The organism is Acetobacterium malicum subsp. dehalogenans DSM 11527, from assembly GCF_000472665.1.
GTDB lineage: Bacteria > Bacillota > Clostridia > Eubacteriales > Eubacteriaceae > Acetobacterium > Acetobacterium malicum.
In genome coordinates, this window is sequence record NZ_KI421448.1 from 150,519 (window position 1) to 168,600 (window position 18,082).

The following is an 18,082-nucleotide window of genomic DNA, read 5'->3' on the forward strand; positions in this document are numbered from 1 at the left end:
TATTCCTCCTTCTTTCTTAGAAAACTAACAACAGCTACTTAAATATAAGGAGTTGTTACAGGTGGGCAAGGACCGCCAAGAGCTTCTAAAGCTTGTTTACCAACTTCTCTAGCAGCGTATACGGCTTGACGAACTGCACCAGCGTCTCCAGAAATGAAGATCATTGATTCATTCGAGTATTTGGTTCCGCCATTATCTGGTGAAGCATAACCACAAAGTTCTACGTTAGCAGCTTTTAAAGCAGCATCTGACATTAATACGCCGATACCAGCTGGAGCACCAACAATGATTGCGAAAGCTTTCCCGATTGGAGCACCTAAAGTCATATTACAAGCGAAGCTTGCGCGGGCAGTGTATTGGAATTCCAAGTGACCTGCAGCATTTGCATATACATCTCCGAAGGTTCTGTTTAAGTCATTAAGAGCAACTTCAACAGCACGTTTAGCATCAGATACATCTTCAGCACCAAAGATAATTAAAGAACCATGACCTGCGCCACCTTCAGTATCTCTTGCTAACTCACAAGAAACAACTTCGCAATTAGTAGCTTTTACAGCTTCATCAGCAGCGAAAATCTGAGGACCAGCACCAGTTCTAGCGGAAAGAATACCGATAGATCTGTATTTAGGATCAATTTTCATAGCTTCATGTAAAGTTCTGTCCACGTTTGCAATAACGAAACCAATTGTGTTACCAACTGCTGTTCCTACAAATTCGGTCAATCCGCATACACCTGTTGCAGCGGCAACTGAGCCAGTTTCTTCAACTTCACTCATTTTTTTCATAACTTCTTCCATCAACTTGTTCATTAAATCATCTTTCATTAATTTACACCTCCGTAATTATTAAAATATTATAGACTTGGTAAAATTTTCTCCACATCACCGTGTGGTCTTGGGATTACGTGTACTGAAACAACTTGTCCAACTTTGTCAGCTGCTGCAGCACCTGCATCAACTGCAGCTTTAACTGCTCCAACATCACCACGAACCATTACAGTTACTAATCCAGAACCGATTTTTTCGTAGCCCATTAATGATACATTTGCTGATTTAACCATCGCATCTGCTGCTTCAATAGCGGCAACCAGACCTTTAGTTTCAATCATGCCTAAAGCTTCGTTTGTCATAAGCTCTATCCTCCTTAATTTCAAGATTTTGTTACTGAACTACCTATATTTTAATTCAAAGGCTATGATAATTACTTGTGCTATTCTTATAAAATTATTGTAACTTTCTTTGAATCACCTTGAAAACCTTTTACTACCGCGGTTTTTTGTCTCTGTACACAAAAACATAGTGGAATATTTTGTCTAATCCCTGTACTTTAAAGTCGCATTTGTTTATTACTCCATATAAAAAGAACAGGTCCACCATCAGGTTTTCCTGTTCCATTATTTTACTCTTTTATTTGATTTTTGTATCAGGATACTTCCCGATGTTTTTCAGAATACTTTTCTTCTTTTGAATGGGCATTTCCTAATTGTTCCTCTTCCTCAAGAGCGATACCACGCCGCTCTTTCCGATACTCGGTCGGGGTCATTCCAGTACTCTTTTTAAATACCTTGCTGAAATAATTCGGTTCATGGTAAGAAAGATCCAAAGCAATATTGATAATCGGAACATCGGTATTGGCCAGCATATCCTTGGCAATTTCAATTTTACGTTCCGTCAGGTAGGTTACAAAATTGACACCGGTTTCCTTTTTGAAGATCTTACTTAGATAGTAAGAACTCATATTGGCATATTCCCCAACCTGATCAAGGGAGATATCCTTATAGCAGTTTCGGTCAATATAATTCAAAATATCTTCGATATTGTTCTTTCGGGTTTCTTTATTGTCAAGCATCCGGTCAAAGACCTTGTCAATAGTTTTCATGATTTCTATCTTTAAATCATAGCGATTTTTATAGCCGTTGACAAACTGCATGTTATTGCTTGAACAAAGCGGACTATTCAGCTCATAACCACACATGTCCTGAGTAACAATATTGAGTTCTTCCATGAAGTGCTTAATTTCTGCCTGAACCGACATAATATCATAGGTATGGTAATCATAAATCATATCCAGATAACTGATCAGGGCTGTTCTGGCATCACTGTATTTTTTCTGGATAATGGCAAAAATAACTTCATTCATCTTTTCATCGAATCGTTCTTTAGCATTATTCTTCAATGAAGCAATGCTTTGATTGATTGAATCCATAAGTTGTTGGGGGCGGATCGGTTTCAAGAGAAAATCATCAACTCGCGCTTTGATGGCCTGATGGGCAAAATCAAATTCATTAAATGCCGTGATTAAAATGACCTTCTTTTCATGATCTTCTTTTTTGATCATCTTTAAAACATCAATGCCATTAATTTCCGGTATATTGATGTCCAATAGGATAATATCGGGATTTAACCGACGGATTTCTTCAATAGCCACCAGTCCCGAAGATGCTTCGCCCACAACTTCAATGTTTTCGCCATGTTGACTAAGAATGAGTTTAATCGCTTCAATCTCTAAGTGTTCGTCTTCAACAATAAACAGTTTATACATGATTATAATCCCCTCCCAGCTAGAGACTTACGAGGTATTTTTATAGTGATTTCAGTGCCCTTTTCAAGCTCACTTTTTATTTCAACCCCATAATCAACGCCGTAGTAATACATAAGCCGCTTGTTTGCGTTATTAATTCCAATTCCCGTATTCTTTTCTCGGCCATCTGCTTCGTAGGTCCCATCCAGAATTTTATGGATACGATCATCCGGAATCCCCTTGCCATCATCAACAATCTTGAGAATCGCAATTTCTTTAAGAATGTCCGCTGTTATGCGAACCGCACCACCCTTGGCATTTGGTTCAATCGCATGGATAATGGCGTTCTCCACAAAGGGTTGAATGGTCATAAACGGACATAAGATATCTTCTGCCATCTCATCCACTTCCACCGAATAATTCAGTCGATTTCCCAGGCGCATTTTTTGAATCGATAAATAATTCTGTACATGTTCCATTTCTTCTTTTAGCGTCACCACATTGTTCTTTTCTTTTTTAAGGGTATAGCGCATCATATCCGAAAATGCATAAATCATTTCCTGGGTTTTATCCGCCCCTTCCAGCAAGGCCAAGCGGCCAATCGTGTTTAAAACATTAAACAGGAAATGCGGATTAATCTGAGCCTGCAAAGCTTTTAAATCTGCTTCTTTTAATGAAGCCTCAACCTCACTTCGCAGTTTAACCTCTTCCATCAATTCCAGGTTTTTATTGTGCAGTTCCTCCTGGATAATGTGAATCATCTGTTTTTCCACCAGATAATTGGCAATCGTATAGAGCAGATCTGCTGCTGCTCTGACCTGAGTTAATGTTGTTTTTAGCGTTTTGTCATACAAATCCGTAATTTCAGGGTTTTTCGAAAAATCCGTCAATTCATGGCTGGTACCAAAAGGCAGGCGTTTCATTTCTTCTTCATCGATTTTTACCTGTCCGGCCATAATGGCACCCAGGTAATTTCCCTTTACCATGATTGGAACCGCAAGGTCTACCAGTCCCCCATGACAAATGTAAATCGATGGTTTTCCGGATCGTGCCGATTCAATGCCGCCATGGGCATCGGACTGAAAACAGCAATCCCGATTGTTGCTTTCTTTCCTGACACAGGTACAGTATTCCGAAAAATTACTGTATTCCGTAATTGGATTGCCTTTGTAATCAACCGTAACCGCGGCAAGTCCGGTGGCATCTGAAAAAGAATCCTGGATTCTTTGCAGTACCTCTACGTCAATAATGTCAGTAATCTTTAGTAAGACTCTCATAAAACAACCCCTTTAGACAATAATCCCATAATTTTCATTTTACATCGATTTCCATTGAGTAATATTATAACACAAACAGGAAATTTTTGGCATTTTTTTTACTGTTTTAGAATATTTTGCTTTGCATCAGTATTATATTGCTTCGTATTTTTATATTTATTGGTATTTTAGACAAATCAGATATTTTCTTGACTCCAGGTATTTAACCGATTCCGTATTTTATAGGTTGCAAGCAATAAATCTATTTTTTCTTGTTCCTGATCATTCAATCAGTACTTTTCCCCTCATGTTATCCCCAAAAATAAATAAATCTATTTTTTCTCATCTTTTTTTAAAAAAACACTTGCAAATGAAAGGCCCCTCCATTATACTATAAAAGTGTCCTGAAAGCAGTATCATCTGGGGGTGTGGCGAAGTTGGGATCGCGTCTGACTGGCAGTCAGAAGGCCAGGGGTTCGAGTCCCCTCATCTCCACCAATTAAAAACGCATAAGAGAGCCGTTGAGGTTCTCTTTTTTTATGCCTGAGGGTTGGGAGAGGTCAAAAAACCCCTAGTCTGGCGACTATTTGGCGACTATTCTTAAAATAATTAAAGCCCAATAACAAAAGTTACTGAGCTTTACGGGCTTTTGTGACCAGAATATGATCAAGGGAATCACTGGCCTTTGCATCGGCCGAATTAATCACATGGGCATATATATTGCCAGTTGTGGATAAATTAGAATGTCCCAGCCGTGAGGATACCGTTTTGAGATCCACGCCGCTGGCAATGAGTATAGAGGCGTTTGTGTGCCGCAGCGAATGCAGATGCACTGGCTTTAGCCCATGCCGGTCTGTGAATTTCTTCAAATAACCACCGATGGTGTCCAGGCTCATGGGTTCCCCGCTCCACCGGGTAAAGATAAAATCCTGATCTTGCCACCGATCACCCACCTTAAGGCGCTCTTCCAGTTGCCATACCTTATAGGCCTTAAACAGATCAAAAACGAAATCAGGCAGCTTAATGCTTCTTCTTGATTTAAAGGTTTTAGTTTCCCCTTCAAACAGCCCCACACCGGCAATGTATTTTAAAGCCCTCTTCACAGTGATGATCTTATCATCGAAATCAATGTCCGACCATTTTAGGCCGCCGATCTCCCCACGCCGTAAACCACTGAATATTAGAAGGTTAAGAGCCAGTTTATATTTTATAGGTTCCTCTTCCAGTAGCTCCAGAAATGCCAGGGCTTCCTTATCATCCATATAGGCCGGTTCTTTGCGGTCTGATTTTGGTAACTCTACCCGTTTTTCTATGGGGTTAAAGGGTATCACACCCCACTTAACAGCAGTATTCATGATGTTATTCAATAATTTGTGGTAGTGCAGCACTGTTTCATTTGAGACTTCCCTTTGTGGGTTGGTAGACAGGAAGAGGGTATCAAAATCTTTGCCAATGGCATCAGCCACCTTACAGGCTATTTCATGGGTTGTGTTACCGCCTTTTTTTAATCGTCGCAGAGCATCGTCATTGATCCCAGCTTTATCTGAAATGTCCTTTTGTTTCATACTGGCCACGGTTGCCAGATATTCCGGCGTTACCGTGAATTTTCCCCCACCCCTTACACCGGTACTACCTTTGATCTTTGCATAAAAGTCTTGGATGTGTTTAGGTGTGATCTGGCCCATTTTAATATGTCCCAGCTCTTCAATTATTTTAAGCGATTCATTTTGATAGCCCCTGACCGTTACCGGGGAGAGGTTCTTATTGCCCACATAGTTTTTAAACCAGATTTCAATAAAATCAATGAGCTTAATGTTACTATCCATGACATAGCCCAGATTGCATTTTTCTTCAAACTCATGGGCGATCTTATCCAGTTCTTTTTTCAATTTGGCCGGGCTTAAATCCTCTGGAGGGTTATAGGTCATGTAATATCTGATTTTCTTATTATTGACATCATAACCGCCAGAAACAGTAATCTTATAAGAGTTGCCTCTTTTTTGTATGTTGGCCATGGGGTTACCTCCTTTACAAAGTCAACTTTCCCTTATCACTTTTATTTTAGATATGAATGTTTCGGCCTCATCAACATAATCAAGTAATGCTTCTTCATAAAGCTCTAATTTCCGTTCTTGACTTATCCGTGTTTCACCCTTTTTAGAAAATGTGATGTGAATATCGTCAAATTCAAACGGCATTATTATCGAATAATCATTTAATATTTTGTGAAAACTATCTCTAAATGAACATTCTATTAAAAATTCCGGTTTGACGCCCAGCTTTAAGGCCAAAAGGATTAGTTTGTTTGGCGGGGGCGTTATTTCACCGCTTTCATAGCTTTGGTACGTTCTTGAGTTTATTTCAAGACTTTCAGAAATTTGTTTTTGAGTTATACCTTTTTCTACTCTTGCTTTTTTAATTACATCTCCAAGCATCGTATCACCTCGTATTCTTTTCTTAACTTTATCACGGAAACACTATAACAGTCAATAACAAAATGAATAACATAAACCGTATTGACACCCTTTATAATTCGTGTTATATTAAAAATACGAATTGTATAATGCGTATTCACGTTTTTTAAACAACTTTAATATGGGAGGTATTTAGATTATGAAAAAGGATGAGCAAATCTTAATCGATGCAAAGACGGCTCAAACGTATTTAGGTGTCGGAAGAACAATGTTTTATGAGCTTGCAAAAGAAGAGGATTTTCCAACAGTCAAAATAGGAAATAGATTATTTTTTGTGAAAGACAAATTGCAAGATTGGGCCGTTAATCGCATTGGTTGTAATAGCACCCAATCAAGAAAAGAGGTGAAAAAATGAACATCCCAAAAATGCGAACAGTTCCAGAGGCATCGGCCGAATTAAAGGCCCTGGATGAACACACAGCATTAACCCAATGTGCCATAAGACGGCTGGTATTGGATGGCAAAATCAAGAGCGTAAAAGCTGGTCGTAAACACCTGATTAATTTTGATGATCTATTGGCGTATCTGCTTAACCCCTTCCATGAAGAAACACCGGAAGAGGAAGCCCCAGCCGCCGTTACCCATATCAGCACCGATCGGATGACAGAATATAAAAAAAACATAGGGTTAATTAAATGATCAATGATAAGAAGCTAAAGATATCCACAGCAGGAAGCAGAAAAGCAACAACATGGATCACCCAGGAGCTCTATTGGTCTGAATTTGTGGAGAAAATCAGAAACCCGGTCAAAAGCGCGGAAACCCTGCAACAATATCTTGGTTATAGCAAAGGGGTCCAGGATGATCTTAAAGATGTTGGGGGCTTTGTTGGCGGCCAATTGGCCAACAATCGGCGCAAGAATGAAAATGTTATCGGTCGTGATCTGATCACGTTGGATATGGATAACATCCCCTCTGAAGGCACCACCGGCATTTTGCAATGTCTTGGATCACAAACCTTTGCTTACGCCGTGTATTCGACCAGGAAGCATGAGCCAGTCAAGCCAAGGCTTAGGATCATAATACCTCTTGATCAGACTTGTTCGGCTGATGAATATGAGCCAATAGCCCGAAAGCTGGCCAGTATTCTAGGAATAGCATTTTGTGACCCAACAACTTTTGAAGCGTCCAGGTTGATGTACTGGCCGTCATGCTGCTCTGACAGTCAATATGTGTTCAATTTTGCGGATAAGCCGTTTGTCAATAAAGATGGTGTCCTTGGTTTGTATGCCGATTGGAAAGATGTATCTCAGTGGCCAGTGGTTCCCAGTGAAACAAAACTCCGGGAAGGAAAAGCGAAAAAACAGGAAGATCCGACCACTAAAAAAGGTGTTGTGGGTGCTTTTTGCAAAGTATATAACGTGGAAACAGCGATAGCAACCTTTTTACCTGATATGTACACGCAAACAGATTTTGCGGACCGTTACACATTTACTGAAGGTTCTACCACAGGCGGGGCGATCATCTACGAGGGCGGAAATTTCATTTTCTCACATCATGCAACGGACCCATGCAGCGGGAAGCTGGTTAACGCCTTTGATCTGGTTAGGCTGCATAAGTTCGGGGATCTCGACAACGAGGCGGCCCCCGGGACACCAACAAATAGATTACCAAGTTTTACGGCGATGCGACAATTTGCAGCAGCTGATCAAGCGGTAGTCGAGTTATTAAACCGGGAACGATATGAACAGGCGCAACAAGATTTTTCAGAGGTAAACATTGGCGTCACCGCTGATGATGCTGATATTGATGAATTTTCTAAAAGACTTCAGGTTGATTCATACGGTAACCGTGCTAAAACAATCGATAATGTACTTGTTGTTCTAGGATTTGACCCCCGGGTAAAAGATCGATTTTTCTTTGATGAATTGGATAACTGTGTGGTTATTACTGATTATATGCCCTGGGATGATAAAGAGACCTGCATAAAACCACCGCGTCGATGGGATGATGATTCCGGGCTTAGATGGTATCTTGAAAAATATTATGGGATTAAAGGCGGGAACTTCATTGATCATGGTTTTGAAATGGCTTGCTTAAAGAATCGAAAAAATAAGATTAAGGACTATTTAACCAGTTTACAGTGGGACGGCGTAAAACGACTGGACACGCTTCTTATTGATTATTTCGGGGCCGAGGACAATATTTACACCCGGGCAGTTATACGAAAAAGTCTGGCGGCGGCAGTAGCCAGAACGATGTACCCCGGTACAAAATTTGATTGTATGCTTGTTCTGGGTGGCCCCCAGGGGATTGGTAAGAGCACCTTCTTTCAAAAGCTTGGTAAAGGTGATTGGTATTCAGACAACTTACAGACCTTTGAAGGTAAAGAAGCTTGTGAATCAATTCAGGGATTTTTGCTGGTGGAGATCGGTGAGTTATCAGCACTGAATAGGTCCGAAATCAATGCCGTTAAGCTGTTCTTAAGCCGTACGGAAGACATTTATCGGGAGCCCTACGGCCGCCGGACAAAAAAATATCCAAGGCGCTGTGTGCTCTTTGGGACAACCAACGACAGCGAATATTTAAAAGACCCGACCGGTAACCGGCGATTCTGGCCGGTGGATCTGGGAATAACCTCTTCAACAAAGAATGTGTTCAAGGATCTTGATGGTGAGGTTGATCAAATATGGGCAGAGGCTTATGTGGCCTGGCAGCTTGGGGAGTCTTTATATCTGTCTGGAGACGTTGAAGCGATGTCTAAGATGGCCCAGGAAGATCATAAGGAGAGCAATCCAAAAGAAGGTATGATCATTGAGTTTCTAAGCCGGAAGGTGCCGGTGAACTGGAATAAATTAAACCTAAATGAGCGACGAATGTTTTTGGCGAATGATCAAATGCAAAGCGGGTGTGAGTTGGTCGAAAGAGACCGTGTGTGCGCCGCAGAGCTTTACTGCGAATGTTTTGGTGGTGACCCCAAGTACATGAAACGACAGGATTCGATAGAGATTAACAGCATTTTGCGGGGAATTAACGGATTGGTTAAGTATAAAACACCACGTCGTTTTGGGGATGCCTATGGAAAGCAAAAAGGCTTCCACATTGAAAAGATGCCTACCTTGGAAGAATAAAGGGCGGCTACCGCTGACTACTAAAAAACAGACTTGGCCTACTATCAAAGTCGTCGCTAATTTGGTATAAAAAAGCCATCTATGCCTATTACCTACCTTGTCTACTATTATATATATAATATATAAATATAGAAAGAATAGAGAGAATAGAGAGAATAGGAGAGTAAAGCGCCGCCCCTAATCCCTCTAATGCCATTGCTATATAGGAGAGAAGGTTCCCGAGGTTCCTTCGTAGACAGAATGGAAAACAGTGATATTTAAGAAGAACCATTATAAAAAAAATATAGGAGTTAGAATGAGTCAGAATAAAGCAATTAATAATTTAGAAGAAGCCGAAAAAGAATTGTATTATTGGAACTGCCTAATCCGTAGTATGGAAGCAAAATTAGAACGGATTGAGCCACAAAGCTTTGAGTTTGAAGCATTGATGGAACAGCTTTTTACTGCCCGGGATTCTAGAAGAAAGGCCGCAAGTACGGTTTCACAACACCGATATTTTGAAGCCTGTAGAGATTTTTCAACATACTGTGAAAAAGCGGGTGACAACAATGTTTAAATTAATCAAAGGAACAAAGCGTCCACCGCTGGACTATGAAAGGATCTATCTTGACGGGATTATTAGATGTACCGCAGACGAGGACCTCTTAATGGAAAATGTCAGGAAAATGATCTTTTATACCGTGAAATATTTTACAGTTGTGGACATCGACAACTACACTCGTGATCAACTGGAAAGATTACATACACTCAGTTGTCAAATGACAGAGGTAATGGCGACCATCACCCCCGCCGATCTGATGACCATTTTTCCAATCAAAAAGACCTATGATGGTGAGCGTTATCAGATGAAGGACTACTTTTCCGCAATGGAAGCCGTCAATGCCCGTGGCCTACATGAACCATTTAAAACGGCCGACAATGCCCGGGCGCTGTTATGGGAGTATTGGAACATGGATATCATGCTTTATCAGGTTAAGCTTATGAGCGTTATCAGCGCCTTTAACCAATTTGAAACCGGGGAATCATTGCTTGAGCGATGGATCAGGGAAAAGGATATTGATTTACCGGTACACAGAAAATACACCGATCAGAATGGGAGATCTTTCATTCTTGATAAAAACGGCCGTTCTTCTCCCCTGGTAAAAAGCAACCCAAAACATTTAAAGCTGGTTCAGTAATATTTTCTTCAAAAACAAACAATCAACTTAAAGGTGATCACATGGATAAAAGAAGAGGCGCACCTCTGGGAAATAAAAACTCTGTTGGCCACGGTGCGCCGCCAGGCAATAAGAATGCTGCAGGGCATGGCGCACCCACTGGAAATAGTAACGCATTAAAAACGGGCGTTCATGAGCACATTGATCCTGAAACATTACCCTATGATGAAAAGTGCCTCTTCAATAATTTGATCAAGCTATACCAGGATCAGAAACCTGCAGAGGTCGTTTTCAAGTATATCCGGGCCATGTGCGTAAGGAAAGTAACCCGGATAAAACCGGATGGCAGCAAAACGGTTATACCGATCCCCTACAATACTATGCTGAAATACATGTTTAATAATCCGCTGGCTTATGCTCACATTGTTCTGTGGAAGAGATACCCGTGGGTGTTTATGGTACCAGATGAAGAGGGTTAAAATGTTGACATTTGTTAACCCGGTGAGGTTATATAGACACCTGAGATATAACTTAGCAAAACTCAACATCCTGCCATTTCTGAGGCCTTAAAAAAGAAACCATCTGGAGATTTTAGAGGCCCTAAAGGCCAGTTATCAATAACCGAGTCATTACGGGATCTGTGGGGGTTGATATGAGCCCGAAACTTTAGAAATGTTATAGGTAGTATCTGCTATTTCTACCGCCATAAAAAAGAGCTATCTATACTAAAAAATACTAAAGTTTTGCAAAAGTATCCGGCACTTTCGGCGCCCCTAAAAAGGGCAAAGACTTGTCAAAACTTGATATTTAAAATCAAATACTTGGTTTTACTTGGATTACTACATTTTACTGCTTTTGAATTAATGTTATCCTAACATTTCTAACACCCTAAAAAAGGGAAAAGAACCTAACAAAACTTAACATTTGAAATTATATAGTCAGATTTGTCAGTCCCTAAAAAGGGGCAAGGTATAGACAAGGTATCCTTCATTATCTGAGTCCCTAAAAAAGGCTTCTAAATGTTTAGAAATGTCAAGGTTGCACACTTTTGGTTTCAAGGTTGCGCCCTAATATTTGAAAAAGAACCCTCATAAAACCTCAAATCAGATGTTGGAAAATGTAAGTGCACTGATATATTCTCTACCAGTCCAAATAAAAAAACCGCCTAATACGACAATTAAGCGGTCATCTCCGTTGGACTCCAAAGAATACTGTTATTCAGATTATATCATAATCATTTTGGAGGTACAACCGTGACTAATGAAGAACTCGTAAAAGCCTATCAAGATGGCGATAAGGAAGCCATGAATGATATTGTGGTCAATAATAAAGGTCTGGTAAATATGGTCGTTAATTCTTATTACAACAGTCTTGAATCATCCTTCCTTGACCGGGATGATCTTGAACAGATCGGATATATGGGATTAATGGAAGCGGCGAAGCATTTCGACCCTTTCATGGGGTTTAAATTCTCATCTTATGCCAGCAAGGCGATCATGGGTTATATTTCCAGAGGTTTGAGGGTTTCTACCCCTTGGGAGAAAAGAAGCGACACCAGCGGGGCTATGGCACGGGTGATCAGTGCTGACAGCTACTTACCCGGATCGGAAAGCATGACCTATATGGAAACGATTGAGGACCCAGACGCTCAGAACGATTTCCACAACATGATATGTGCCATGGATCAGGAAATACTTCACAGAGATCTGTTTGAGGTGTTGAATCGTGTTTTCAATCTTGATGACAGGCCCCGAAACGCCATTATTTTAAAGTACGGCCTGACAGGTCGACCGCATACATTTAAAGAGATTGGTGATGCTTATGGTACAGATGCCAGTTGTGCCAATCAATGGGTAAGAGCTGGGATCAGGCGTATAAGAAGCTCAAGTGCCGGTCACGCATTGAAACGGAAATACCTGGTCGAGTATAACCTGTCAACGGGGCGGGAAAGATTATCAAGGCTTGAATATAAAGACCCGGCTTATTATGTATGGGAAAGAATGCAGATGGAAAAGATGCTGGTCGTTAATCCTAATAACGGCTACATCACTATTCGATAGGGTCGTATACCCCCCACCTGCTTCTATGTGTTAATGGACCGCCATTCATTGGCTTGGGTTTCCTCTTCCGACTATGCGAACTTTGCGAAAGTTTTTTGCCATCAAATCAAGCGGTCACTTTATCTGAAAAATCAGATAAAGTCTTTTTTCCAATGTTTAAAAAAATTGTATGACAAAAATGTGAAACCAACTATCCGGAAAATCTGACAGTTCAAACTTTCGTTCAAAAATGAGCGAAAGTACCAGGGGCGATTAGGGACCGAAAAAACGGAAACCAATACTTAATTCCACAATTGGAATAAACACCAGCGTAAAATTGCGCCAATCTGGTAGTCGAAAATTCGACCGCCAAATGTCACAGCTGAATTTTCCGCTGTACCGGGTGTGCTTAAAATTGAGTAGTTACACCAGGACACGGATATTTTACCGACTCCACGGCTTGCCCTTAAAGTTCAGGGGTATCAGGGCGGAATTTTTGGTTATGATATGCACACACTGTTATTGCCACAAAATAACCCTCTGACAGCCTCTTACAGCCGTTTTTATATGGTGGTGCTTATGTTTGTACCTATGGAGTTATTGCCGGTAGGTAGCTAAACACGATGTACCCCGGATTAAGGCACACCAATTATAAAAAATGGTCTGGTACAGGTTATACCGTACCTGAAGATGTCCGCAATTTTACGGAGAGGTATCCGTAAGTTGGGGATACCCTCTTTTCAAGGTCTTACTAAGTTGGAAACCCCTTCGGGGGCCGGGGATCTGGCACCGACACGAATGACGGTAGCAAGTTACCAGCAAGTTAAATTAATCCCTCATATCTCGTTCCGCAATTTTGAGGAGCGAAACCGGATGTCAAAATCATTGACAGCTGAATTGTCAAGATTATTGACTTTACAGGCTTAGGCCGGATGTGCAGATCATGCATATCTGAAAAGTGCATAGTGTGCATTTTAGAACAGCACCCCACGGTGGACAATTTTGTCCGTCGTTTTGGGCTCAAATTTGAGCAAATAAAAAAGCCTAGGCGCTGGCCCGGGCTTATGTGTTAATCGGTTGTTTTTATGAGTTCCCCGTCTTCATCTACTTCATTAAATCCACCACCGTAATAATAACCTTTACTCTCAATGAAATCTATGAACTCGTCCCAAAACTGATAAATATCGACATTGTCATTTACTTCTACGATACCGGAAATCTTCATGTATCGGCTCATTGGCTTATCTGTTGGAAACGTGCAGCTTTTCCATAAGGGCATCCTGTAACACCCTGGAGAAATTGACGTTGCTCTTTTCGGCTTCAACATTCAGCCAATATGGAATCGTGCAATTTTTTCTGACTGCCCGGTCATCCAGCTTTTTCCGGTATGCTGTAAAATCCACATCAACCAGCGTAATGATATCATCATCAAACTCTTTTTCTGCTTTTACCGTTCCGGGTTTTGGTAACGGTTTTCCGTCATCCTCAAATGTAATACCCATCAGTTCAATGGCATCTCTGGCCATGAACATGGCATCGGCAACATCTTCACCTTGTGTGTTGATCTCAAAATCAGGAATGGTAACAAAATATCCATCATCTGTTTTTGAGATAACAACGGGATATGCAATTCTCATCGTTCTACCTCCTTGATAATCGGTTGCGGGACTGACAAGGGCTTTTATTTCAGCCCCCGCCGTTTAATGATCAACTTTGCTAGCCGTTCATTGATATCTGGATGTCTCGGCACTGGTTCATCATTGGTGCCATTGGTATAGATGTCATGATCCGCACCATGCCGCTTTAAATACCATCCGTTCTTTTCGAGAAGCTTAATTAAAATTCGTCGTTTCATCTGTCCCCTCCACTAATTATATTATACGCATTCAATGCGCATTTGTCAAGAGGTTTAATTGATGCTGCTTAATTAATTTCATGGGTTTATGACATTTACGACATTTACGACACGATCCAGAAAGTAAAAAAGAAGAGGTCTTTGTTGTTTGTTCCTCTTCTTACTGGCCCATAAAGATGTGCCGAATTTTCGACCGACCTATTGGGGCTCTGGTTCCTCTTCCAGGTATTCCATGATATCGCCCGGCTGGCATTGGTTAAAGCTTTTCCCCTGTATCCTCCATAATTAATTCAATATTCACCGTGCAACCCAAAGCCTTGGCGATATCTTTGAGCTCGTCTTCTTTGAAGTTATCACGTTTAAACTTCCCACTTATATTTTGTGGTGATTGCCCTATTTTTTCAGCAAGATCATTAAGTGACATATTTCTTTTCAGCATTGCGATTTTTATCTTTTCGGTCATACCCATTTAAAACACCTCCTTTCATTTAATATTATACTATAAAGTGAATTTAATCAATATTTATTTATATATTTAATTTTAAAGTTAAATAACTCTTGACATTTTTAACTTTTAAGTTTATAATTTAATTATAGAGTTAATGAAACATTGAAGGGAGCCACCACCATGTATAACCTATCAGAAATCGTCAGAGCCGCCAACAAACTGGCCACCACCGGATTAACCAAAAGCCAGGCATTCAAAAGAGCCTGGGAACTGGCTAAAGGTAAAACCCTTGTTGTTAAAGGCGTCACCCAGGGGAAGCGTCAAAAAGCCATTGACCACATGAAACATTATGATCCATCCGAAATCACCATCAGTCTTGAAAGAAACACCACCGCATACTTTGAAGCCGATGCCGTTGAAGTAGTCGCCACGATCCACGGCAATTCCTACTGTGTTGGATATCTGGCCTCTTCGGTTGCTGAATGGTTATCAAAGGTCATGGACTTTGGAACGGCCCTTAGAGGGGCATTGAAACAAATCGTCGGCGGTAATGGTTTTTATTATGGGTTGCGGATCAACGCAAAGATTGCATAAGAAGAGGTTTAACCACCTCTTCCAGAATAATTTCTTAAGGAGAAAGTAAAATGAAAGTAACTTTAACCTGGGATCAGTACAGACAGCTTGAATCAACGGTAACAGATATAACCCTGAAGTTGGAACGGGCGGCGTGTGTGATTCAAGATCTGACAGAAAACTATTTTGGTAGAACAGTCACCCGTGATGATTTATGGAAACTGGAAGCCGGTTTTCATGAACATCGGACTAAAGCGGATATTGTTTTTGATTATATCGCCGATTCACAAAAGCTTGTTGATCAGGCAGAGAAGCTATTAACCGGCGGTGACGTGCTATGAGTGAAGTTAAAGTAGTGATGAGTGACTTAGATCGACAGGATCTTATTGGTCATTTGAAAGATGATGTTGAAAAAGTCGTGTTATTGGGTAGTGATATCACCTGTGAATATCTGCCGATGTGCGGTGATCCCAGGGATTTGCCGGATAATGAAAAAACCAAATTTATGAGAGATCTTCTCTGGCAATACCACCGATATTCGATAACCATGGAATTACTCATGGAGCAGGTCTTTAAAATCAGAGATAAGGTCGATCAGCTCCAATAAAAAAGGACTCGTCAAAATTGAGGAGTCCACCCAGGCGGCGAGGGTCTACCAAACCTGCTGGCACAGGTTCTTTGCCGCCTGATATATAAATTTACATATACCGGGACGCATGATATCCAGGCCACCTCCCCAGGTGGTCTTTCTTTATGCCCCTAGGAGCTGATTTTGGACAATAACAGGGGGTTTAGCTTGTATGATTATGTGTGGAGAATTGACGCCGTTAAAATGGGCTTTAAAGGGCTAAAAGCAATAAAGCCCTGAGTTAAAATATTAATTTCAAATTATCTGTAATAGTTATACCTATAAATGGCTTTACAGAGGGAATATAAAACCCATATGTTGGCGACTGTTTGGCGACTATTTTAAATTTTAGTGTATTTTTTAGTTGTTATTCATGATCATTTATTAAAAGGTAAAACGCTAATATCGCATATTATCGGCATTTATTGAGTTAATGAAAGTTCATTGATTTTCACTTGTCTTACTGGCAGTCAGAAGGCCAGGGGTTCGAGTCCCCTCATCTCCACCAATTAAAAACGCATAAGAGAGCCGTTGAGGTTCTCTTTTTTTTATGCCTGAGGGTTGGTTGGGAGAGGTCAAAAACCCCTAGTCTGGTGCTTATTTGATGTTTATTTTTAAAAAAACTAAAGCCCAATAACAAAAGTTACTGAGCTTTACGGGCTTTTGTTACCAGGACATGGTCAGTCTTTTGATTCTCTAAGAACTTATGAGAAATATTTTGGCGAACTTCAAGTTATTCACTTTATATACCTGATCTTTCCGTTCATAATTCGTATTTATTTCCATTGTGAGTGTAAAATATTCAGTCATTGCACATATTTCATTTCTAATCATCAACGATTTCTGCTAAAATGAACATTAAAAAGATGTTGTTCACATGAAGGAGTCCAATGAAATCTCTGCATTCGGTTATTCAATCACTCAATCCCTATTCTGCTTATGATAAAGCGCAAACCGCAATCTTGCGAAAAACCCTGATGTGCGATAATATCAAGCGTTTAAAGATTATTGGGGTGATCGGCTCAGCGGTTAATCTGCTTTTACTTGTGTTATATTTTTTGAAAGATGGCTTTGAAGGACTAACCACCATCGAGGCCACATTACGAATCGCCTGGATTCTGGCCAGTATTATTTACATCTCCGGGGTTGGTAGCCCTCATTTTCCCGACACTGTGAAGAAAAGACAGTTTATTTTTTTCTATGGTGCCACTGGCCTCTGTCTGCTCTTTGCCAGTTTGATTACGGCCGTGTTATCCGTGGAACAGGGTTCCACCTTTCTCTATCTCATTAATGTATTGCTAATCGGCAGTTTTTTATACCTCTCACTACTGGAAATGATAGGTATTATCGCCCCTAGTTTTCTGGTTCTTGTCATTTCCATTATTTTTGCCCCCAGTTCGATCCTGATGACACAGGGTAATTTTATCAATGTGATTGCCAGCACGGCTTTCGCCGTTGTGATTGCCCAGACAATATTAATATCAAAATTAAAGCAGCTCTCCAGTACCCAGACAATCCTTGATCAGAAAAAAGAACTGGAATATCTCATCGATCTGGATGGACTGACCCGGATTCCCAACCGTCGCAAGCTGGAAAGCTATTATCTGAATCATCCTGATGCCCCATTCGCGCTGCTGATGGTCGATATTGATTATTTTAAGAACTATAATGACACCTACGGCCATTTACAGGGGGATCAATGTCTGATCCAGGTTGCCCAGTGTCTGCCGCACTATCCATTTGAAGGACTGACTACCCGGTACGGTGGCGAGGAATTTGTCACTATTGTCATACGCGACGATCTGACTGATACCGCAACCCTGGTTGAGGACATTCGCGCATCAATCGAAGCTATGCAAATCAGGCATGACGCCTCTGCTTTTGGGGTTGTCACTGTCAGCATCGGCTATGTTATCCACGCAACTGACCACCCCCCTTTAGAAAAGAACAGCGATCCCGTCGACAGCCTTGAAAGTTTCATCTTAAAGGCTGATCAGGCCTTGTATCAGGCCAAGGAAAACGGCCGCAACCAAATAAAACTTTATCAGGAATAAACTGCCT

The 18,082-nt window shown here is 40.8% G+C and carries 21 protein-coding genes and 1 tRNA gene; 12 read left to right on the plus strand and 10 right to left on the minus strand.

The features are described 5' to 3' along the window. Positions 1-38: 38 nt before the first annotated feature. The 4 genes from pduB to A3KS_RS0117895 form a co-directional block, all read right to left on the minus strand. Positions 39-824, minus strand: a complete 786-nt coding sequence (gene pduB, locus A3KS_RS0117875) for a propanediol utilization microcompartment protein PduB (RefSeq protein WP_026396058.1) — start codon at positions 822-824, stop codon at positions 39-41. Positions 825-853: 29 nt separating this feature from the next. After that, complete coding sequence (gene pduA / locus A3KS_RS0117880) at positions 854-1,129, minus strand: propanediol utilization microcompartment protein PduA (protein WP_014356948.1); 276 nt, start codon at positions 1,127-1,129, stop codon at positions 854-856. 293 nt (positions 1,130-1,422) lie between these two features. Beyond that, a complete protein-coding gene (locus A3KS_RS0117890; RefSeq protein WP_026396059.1) occupies positions 1,423-2,541 on the minus strand; it encodes a response regulator transcription factor in 1,119 nt (372 codons plus the stop codon). A gap of 2 nt (positions 2,542-2,543) precedes the next feature. Beyond that, the gene (locus A3KS_RS0117895) at positions 2,544-3,797 is read right to left on the minus strand and encodes a sensor histidine kinase (RefSeq protein WP_026396060.1); all 1,254 of its coding nucleotides are present in this window, start codon (positions 3,795-3,797) and stop codon (positions 2,544-2,546) included. Between the two features lie 401 nt (positions 3,798-4,198). Here A3KS_RS0117895 and A3KS_RS0117900 point away from each other — a divergent pair. Then, positions 4,199-4,274: transfer RNA gene (locus tag A3KS_RS0117900), tRNA-Ala, on the plus strand. Positions 4,275-4,405: 131 nt separating this feature from the next. Here the strand turns inward: A3KS_RS0117900 and A3KS_RS0117905 are convergent. After that, complete coding sequence (locus A3KS_RS0117905; protein WP_026396061.1) at positions 4,406-5,791, minus strand: tyrosine-type recombinase/integrase; 1,386 nt, start codon at positions 5,789-5,791, stop codon at positions 4,406-4,408. Between the two features lie 21 nt (positions 5,792-5,812). After that, positions 5,813-6,211 (minus strand): helix-turn-helix domain-containing protein, encoded by a 399-nt coding sequence (locus A3KS_RS22920; RefSeq protein ID WP_051355983.1) that lies wholly within the window; start codon positions 6,209-6,211, stop codon positions 5,813-5,815. 178 nt (positions 6,212-6,389) lie between these two features. Here A3KS_RS22920 and A3KS_RS0117915 point away from each other — a divergent pair, with 178 nt between their 5' ends. From A3KS_RS0117915 to A3KS_RS22930, 7 genes are all read left to right on the plus strand, one after another. Continuing rightward, positions 6,390-6,605, plus strand: coding sequence for a helix-turn-helix transcriptional regulator (locus A3KS_RS0117915; protein ID WP_035356723.1), 216 nt, complete (start codon positions 6,390-6,392; stop codon positions 6,603-6,605). Further along, entirely contained in the window at positions 6,602-6,889 is a 288-nt protein-coding gene (locus tag A3KS_RS21915) for a helix-turn-helix domain-containing protein (protein ID WP_051355984.1), read from the plus strand. Before A3KS_RS0117915 ends, A3KS_RS21915 begins: the two co-directional genes overlap by 4 nt. Beyond that, positions 6,886-9,321, plus strand: coding sequence for a virulence-associated E family protein (locus tag A3KS_RS0117925; RefSeq protein WP_026396063.1), 2,436 nt, complete (start codon positions 6,886-6,888; stop codon positions 9,319-9,321). Before A3KS_RS21915 ends, A3KS_RS0117925 begins: the two co-directional genes overlap by 4 nt. A 295-nt stretch (positions 9,322-9,616) precedes the next feature. Then, positions 9,617-9,877, plus strand: coding sequence for a hypothetical protein (locus A3KS_RS0117930; protein ID WP_026396064.1), 261 nt, complete (start codon positions 9,617-9,619; stop codon positions 9,875-9,877). Further along, positions 9,870-10,499, plus strand: a complete 630-nt coding sequence (locus A3KS_RS22925) for a hypothetical protein (protein ID WP_026396065.1) — start codon at positions 9,870-9,872, stop codon at positions 10,497-10,499. Before A3KS_RS0117930 ends, A3KS_RS22925 begins: the two co-directional genes overlap by 8 nt. Before the next feature lie 41 nt (positions 10,500-10,540). Beyond that, entirely contained in the window at positions 10,541-10,957 is a 417-nt protein-coding gene (locus A3KS_RS0117940; RefSeq protein WP_026396066.1) for a hypothetical protein, read from the plus strand. 774 nt (positions 10,958-11,731) lie between these two features. Then, the gene (locus tag A3KS_RS22930) at positions 11,732-12,538 is read left to right on the plus strand and encodes a sigma-70 family RNA polymerase sigma factor (protein WP_026396067.1); all 807 of its coding nucleotides are present in this window, start codon (positions 11,732-11,734) and stop codon (positions 12,536-12,538) included. A 1,048-nt stretch (positions 12,539-13,586) separates the two neighbouring features. Here the strand turns inward: A3KS_RS22930 and A3KS_RS23670 are convergent. The 4 genes from A3KS_RS23670 to A3KS_RS0117965 all read right to left on the minus strand — a co-directional run bounded on the left by A3KS_RS23670 (position 13,587) and on the right by A3KS_RS0117965 (position 14,841). Next, complete coding sequence (locus A3KS_RS23670) at positions 13,587-13,754, minus strand: hypothetical protein (protein ID WP_156913358.1); 168 nt, start codon at positions 13,752-13,754, stop codon at positions 13,587-13,589. A 4-nt stretch (positions 13,755-13,758) separates the two neighbouring features. After that, on the minus strand, positions 13,759-14,154 hold the full coding sequence (locus A3KS_RS0117955) for a type II toxin-antitoxin system HicB family antitoxin (protein WP_026396068.1): 396 nt from the start codon (positions 14,152-14,154) through the stop codon (positions 13,759-13,761). 44 nt (positions 14,155-14,198) lie between these two features. Continuing rightward, complete coding sequence (locus A3KS_RS21930) at positions 14,199-14,372, minus strand: type II toxin-antitoxin system HicA family toxin (protein ID WP_035356725.1); 174 nt, start codon at positions 14,370-14,372, stop codon at positions 14,199-14,201. A gap of 256 nt (positions 14,373-14,628) precedes the next feature. Continuing rightward, entirely contained in the window at positions 14,629-14,841 is a 213-nt protein-coding gene (locus A3KS_RS0117965) for a helix-turn-helix domain-containing protein (protein ID WP_026396069.1), read from the minus strand. 159 nt (positions 14,842-15,000) lie between these two features. On the opposite strand from A3KS_RS0117965, the gene A3KS_RS21935 reads away from it, so the two are divergent. From A3KS_RS21935 to A3KS_RS22935, 4 genes are all read left to right on the plus strand, one after another. Beyond that, positions 15,001-15,414, plus strand: a complete 414-nt coding sequence (locus tag A3KS_RS21935; RefSeq protein ID WP_051355985.1) for a hypothetical protein — start codon at positions 15,001-15,003, stop codon at positions 15,412-15,414. A 50-nt stretch (positions 15,415-15,464) separates the two neighbouring features. Beyond that, the gene (locus tag A3KS_RS0117975) at positions 15,465-15,734 is read left to right on the plus strand and encodes a hypothetical protein (protein WP_026396070.1); all 270 of its coding nucleotides are present in this window, start codon (positions 15,465-15,467) and stop codon (positions 15,732-15,734) included. Then, positions 15,731-16,000, plus strand: coding sequence for a hypothetical protein (locus tag A3KS_RS0117980; protein WP_026396071.1), 270 nt, complete (start codon positions 15,731-15,733; stop codon positions 15,998-16,000). The genes A3KS_RS0117975 and A3KS_RS0117980 overlap by 4 nt, the downstream gene beginning before the upstream one ends. Before the next feature lie 911 nt (positions 16,001-16,911). Continuing rightward, positions 16,912-18,075 (plus strand): GGDEF domain-containing protein, encoded by a 1,164-nt coding sequence (locus tag A3KS_RS22935; protein ID WP_026396072.1) that lies wholly within the window; start codon positions 16,912-16,914, stop codon positions 18,073-18,075. The last annotated feature ends 7 nt before the right edge of the window (positions 18,076-18,082 follow it).